The organism is Oleiphilus sp. HI0117, assembly GCF_001635235.1.
The window spans coordinates 1-4,544 of the sequence record NZ_LWGA01000776.1 but is presented as its reverse complement, the minus strand read 5'-3'; the positions used below and the strand labels follow the sequence as shown (position 1 = coordinate 4,544).

Sequence of the window (4,544 nt, the reverse complement as noted above, 5' to 3'; positions counted from 1 at the left end):
AGAATGAACTAGGGTGGCAGCTGTCTGAGATTAGCTTGTATAACCTCCTGTCGCTGCTATAAGATGTTCTTTCCTTGGGTTTTGTTTTTATTGATAGGTAGTTATGCAATTCGATTATTTAGTAGATGCTTCTGGTGAGGCCTGTCCGATGCCATTGCTCAAAGCTAAACAGCAATTAAATAAGATGTCGGCTGGTGAATGTGTCAAAGTGATCGCCACTGATAAGGGCTCCGTTAGGGATTTCGCTTCGTTTATAGCTTTAACAGCTCATGAGTTAATCGAATCTTCTGAAGAAGACTTAGAATCGTCGCGCTTTGTGTACTATATTATTAAGCGCTAAGGCGTTTCATTCCCGCTTAGTATTCTAATTTATGGGCATTGATTTTAGTAAGTGTCCGGTTTCAAACCTCTTTTAGGCAAATTTATGCTCCAGGTATTACGGTCTTGGGTTGACCGATATTTTTCAGACGAAGAAGCTGTTGTGCTGTTGATTTTAATCGGCGGAAGTTTGGTGTTTATATCGCTTTGGGGCGACATTATGGCGCCGGTTATTGCCAGCGTTATCCTCGCATATGTGCTTCAAGGCTTTATTGCTTATCTCGTGTCCAAGGGAATGAACAATAAGGCTGCGATTTACAGTTCTTATATATTATTCCTAGGGGTAGTGTTCGGTTTTATATTTTCGGTAATGCCGTTGGTATGGCGACAGCTCTCATCGTTGGTCGGAGATGCGCCCAATATTCTTAACAATCTTAAATCTCATATTTTTACCCTACAAGAAGATTATTCTCATATTATTACTATATCGGAGCTTGATGCCTTAGTTCAGCAGGCTACAGGAGAGGTTGCTAATTTCGGTCAGTGGTTAGTGTCACAATCTATTGAGGGTGTTCCCGTGTTTATCACGGCTATGATCTATTTGATTGTCGTGCCCTTGTTGGTTTTTTTCTTTGTTAAAGACAGAGACTCAATCGTTAACTCTATTGTCGGTATCTTGCCCAAGAATAGGCGCTTAATGACTCAGGTTTGGGAGGAGATGAATCTCCAGTTCGCAAACTATGTTCGAGGAAAGTTTGTTGAAATCGCGGTTGTAGGTGGAACAACATATATTGGCTTTATTTTTATGGGTCTTAATTATGGGGCTCTATTGGCTATTCTGGTTGGCTTATCTGTTGTTATTCCTTACATTGGTGCCATATTGGTGACAATACCCGTAGCGCTCATTGCCTTATTCCAATTTGGCCTGCATGAAGAGTTTTACTACGTCATGCTAATTTTTCTGGTGATTCAGGTGATCGATGGAAACGTTCTAGTTCCATTGCTATTTTCAGAGGTTGTTAATCTTCACCCAGCGGTAATAATTGTATCGGTATTATTTTTTGGTGGTATCTGGGGGGTGTGGGGCGTGTTTTTTGCCATCCCTCTGGCTACGATGATAAAGGCTGTTGTCACTGCCTGGCCAAGAAGAGGGGGAGTAGAAACTTCTATCTAAACTAGCGAAATTTAGTAATAGTGGCGCTTGTTATGGCGCCACTTCTTTTGACTAGAGACTTTTGCAAGCCTTGAGTACTTCAGCAACATGGCCTTTGACTTTTACTTTGCGCCATTCCTTAACAAGAGTGCCTTCTGCATTGATGATAAAGGTGCTGCGTTCAATTCCCATATATTCTTTGCCGTAAAGCTTTTTAAGTTTAATTACGTCAAAAAGCTTACAAAATTCTTCTTCCGGATCACTGATTAACTCAAAAGGGAATTCATGTTTCTTTTTAAAGTTCTCGTGAGTGCGCATAGAGTCTCTTGAAACACCTAGAATCTGAGTGTTGCAGGCTTCAAATTCTTTAATTGAGTCCCTGAACTCCTGGCCTTCAGTTGTGCAGCCTGGCGTGTTGTCTTTTGGGTAAAAATAAATAACCGTATTTTTGCCCTTTAAGCTGTCATTCGTTATCTCTGTTTCTGACGTTGCTGCGGCAGTGAAGGCACCGACCTTTTCGTTTAAAGTTACCATTTTATGCGTAGCCCTTAGTTGCTGTGTAGTGTTAAGTTAAATAAGTTTGCTAGCGCAAAGGTTCAATGATCGCGTCGAGGTTACGTTCGTCGCAAAAGTCCATAAACTCATCTCTCAAGCTAGCAATGTGAGTATCAGCTGACAGTCGAATTGTCATTGATAGATTAAACATTTGTGTACCGGTGTGCGGGGCACTGTAGGTTCCGGTTTGCAAATCATCAATGTTTATATTCTGAGAGGAAAAGTACTGTGCAATCTCGTGAACGATACCCGGGTTATCCAATGCAACAACGCTAACCGTATACGCTAGTGCAGGGTGGCTGTCCCGCTGCTGTGTTTGCTTCGCAGTGGTGGTAAGACCAAGTGACTCGGACAGTGCTGGTAGGCTCGCTTCAAGTTTTGCTATAGCATCCCAAGCGCCGGAAACCATCATTATCACGGCGAATTCGCCCCCGAGCACTGTCATTCTACTGTCTATGATATTGCATTGGTTGGTCGAGCAGGCTTTTGCTAGCTCATTAACGATACCTGGCTTGTCGGTGCCAATAGAAGAAATAACCAAAAAGTTTGGTTTGTGATCTGTATTGCCCATAATTTCGCCTTAGTTGAGTGGGTTGTTGGACGATATTTTTGTTTCTTTGCCATATAGTAAGGCATGTTTACTTGTGAAAAAACCATCTCGGCATTAACATACGCGATTGTTTTTACTTTGTACCGTTTCAGTATCTGTTTTTGAGTAAAAAGTGCGCAGATATTTTCTTGGAGATCAATATGATTGAAGGCAGCATTGTTGCCCTGGTAACGCCCATGTTTGAAGACGGAAGTCTTGATTGGGAACGTTTGGATTCCCTGCTGGACTTCCATGTCGAAAAAGGAACTAATGCTATTGTTGCTGTTGGTACCACTGGTGAGTCTGCAACGCTCGACCCTGCAGAGCATTGCAGCGTTATCGATCATATAATTAAACGTATTGCTGGAAGAATTCCTGTTATCGCTGGCACAGGCGCAAACTCTACTTCAGAGGCTATTGAACTCACGCGTGAAGCTAAGAAGCTTGGTGCTGATGCATGCTTGCTGGTGGCGCCATATTACAACAAGCCTACTCAAGAAGGCCTATACCTTCATCATAAAGCGATTGCTGAAGCAGTAGAAATTGATCAGATTCTTTACAACGTACCGGGTCGAACAGTTGTTGATATGCAGAACGAGACGGTTCTTCGTTTAGCTGATGTACCTAATATTGTCGGCATTAAAGACGCCACAGGTGATATTGCTCGTGGCAGTGAACTCATCAAGTCCTTAAATGGCAAAATGCCGGTCTATTCGGGTGATGATGAAACTGCTTATAAGTTGATCTTGGCGGGTGCCAAAGGCAATATTTCAGTTACAGCTAATGTACTTCCTGCTGAGATGAGTCAGCTTTGTCGCCTAGCGCTTGATGGTAAGGCTGAGCAAGCTCAAACTTTGAATGATCAGTTGGCGTCAGTTCACGAAGCAATGTTCGTTGAAGCTAACCCCATACCTGTTAAGTTCGCGTTAAATAGAATGGGTCTGATTGGCTCAGGTATTCGCTTGCCATTGACTGAGCTAAGCAAACAATATCATTCGCAAGTAGAGTCTGCGTTAACAGCGAAAAAACTGATTTGATGAGTGATATAACTATTAAAATTATTGCCCGTCGGGCCTTACTGGTTTTTTCTGCTTTCGCATTAACGGCATGTGGGCTGATCAAAGACAGATCTGGGGAGTACAATGCTGCTGAGACAAGCCAAAGGATTACTGTGCCGGAGGGGTATTCAGATCTAAAAATTGGTTCTCGTTATCCTATTCCGAACGTTGATCGTAAAGCGGCCAGTTCTGATCAGGAGGGTTATGAGCTACCTAAACCTCCAAATGCTACGGCAGCTTTAAGTGCAGATCCATATTTGGTTGAGTCAATTGAAGATCAGACCTGGCTGCGCTTGTACTCTTCGCCAGGAAAAGTTTGGCCAATGCTCGATTTTTTTTGGCAAGAGCAGGGCGTAAAAACTAGCCAGCAGTTAATCCAGCAGGGTTATGTAATGACTCAGGCTATTGCCGAAAGCTCACCGTTGTATGAGCTTGTGCGTGAGTCCGGGATGACAGGGCAGGTTGCTTTACTGGCAAACTTACTTCAAGGTGTTAGGCGCAATACTGCCGAGCTACAGGTGAAGCTAGTGCCAGCGGGAGGTGTTCTTACTGAAGCCTCATGGAGTAAGGCTGCATCTTTACCTAAGGTTGAAACAAAGATACTAAATGCGGTTGGCGAGTTTGTTAGTTCAGATGTCCAGCGAAATAGACACTCCCTACTTGCAAATGACATTAGTGGTGAACCACGTGTTTTTTTGCTAGAAGATGATCAAGGCGGAAAGTACCTAAAGCTAAACCTTAGTTACCTTCGGTCATGGAGAGAAGTAGGTAAAGCGCTTAAAGCTTCAGAGGTGCTGGTTTCTGATATAGATCAGTCGCAAGGAAAGTACTTTGTCAGTTATTTAAGTCGAGATGAGCTGGATTCATGGTT

At 43.0% G+C, this 4,544-nt stretch carries 6 protein-coding genes; 4 read left to right on the top strand and 2 right to left on the bottom strand.

Annotated elements, in window-relative coordinates:
• Positions 1 to 103 precede the first annotated feature (103 nt).
• Both A3757_RS12615 and A3757_RS12610 read left to right on the top strand, forming a co-directional pair.
• Positions 104 to 340: a sulfurtransferase TusA family protein gene (locus A3757_RS12615; protein WP_068507810.1), complete on the top strand. Its 237-nt coding sequence runs from the start codon at positions 104 to 106 to the stop codon at positions 338 to 340.
• 84 nt (positions 341 to 424) lie between these two features.
• Positions 425 to 1,492, top strand: coding sequence for an AI-2E family transporter (locus A3757_RS12610; RefSeq protein WP_068554310.1), 1,068 nt, complete (start codon positions 425 to 427; stop codon positions 1,490 to 1,492).
• Between the two features lie 51 nt (positions 1,493 to 1,543).
• On the opposite strand, the gene A3757_RS12605 is transcribed toward A3757_RS12610, so the two are convergent.
• Complete coding sequence (locus tag A3757_RS12605; RefSeq protein WP_068507806.1) at positions 1,544 to 2,005, bottom strand: peroxiredoxin; 462 nt, start codon at positions 2,003 to 2,005, stop codon at positions 1,544 to 1,546.
• Positions 2,006 to 2,054: 49 nt separating this feature from the next.
• Positions 2,055 to 2,597, bottom strand: coding sequence for a glycine cleavage system protein R (locus tag A3757_RS12600; RefSeq protein ID WP_068507804.1), 543 nt, complete (start codon positions 2,595 to 2,597; stop codon positions 2,055 to 2,057).
• A 179-nt stretch (positions 2,598 to 2,776) separates the two neighbouring features.
• Between A3757_RS12600 and dapA the strand changes: the two genes are divergently transcribed.
• A complete protein-coding gene (gene dapA, locus A3757_RS12595) occupies positions 2,777 to 3,652 on the top strand; it encodes a 4-hydroxy-tetrahydrodipicolinate synthase (RefSeq protein WP_068507802.1) in 876 nt (291 codons plus the stop codon).
• Positions 3,652 to 4,544 (top strand): outer membrane protein assembly factor BamC (gene bamC, locus A3757_RS12590; RefSeq protein ID WP_068739728.1); only part of this gene is annotated, 893 nt, incomplete at its 3' end. The genes dapA and bamC, both read left to right, overlap by 1 nt.

What these genes read in the sequence shown, in the direction of transcription:
- A3757_RS12615 (WP_068507810.1), top strand. Translation starts at nt 104, where the DNA reads ATGCAATTCGATTATTTAGTAGATGCTTCTGGTGAGGCCTGTCCGATG.
- A3757_RS12610 (WP_068554310.1), top strand. Translation starts at nt 425, where the DNA reads ATGCTCCAGGTATTACGGTCTTGGGTTGACCGATATTTTTCAGACGAA.
- A3757_RS12605 (WP_068507806.1), bottom strand. Translation starts at nt 2,005, where the DNA reads ATGGTAACTTTAAACGAAAAGGTCGGTGCCTTCACTGCCGCAGCAACG.
- A3757_RS12600 (WP_068507804.1), bottom strand. Translation starts at nt 2,597, where the DNA reads ATGGGCAATACAGATCACAAACCAAACTTTTTGGTTATTTCTTCTATT.
- dapA (WP_068507802.1), top strand. Translation starts at nt 2,777, where the DNA reads ATGATTGAAGGCAGCATTGTTGCCCTGGTAACGCCCATGTTTGAAGAC.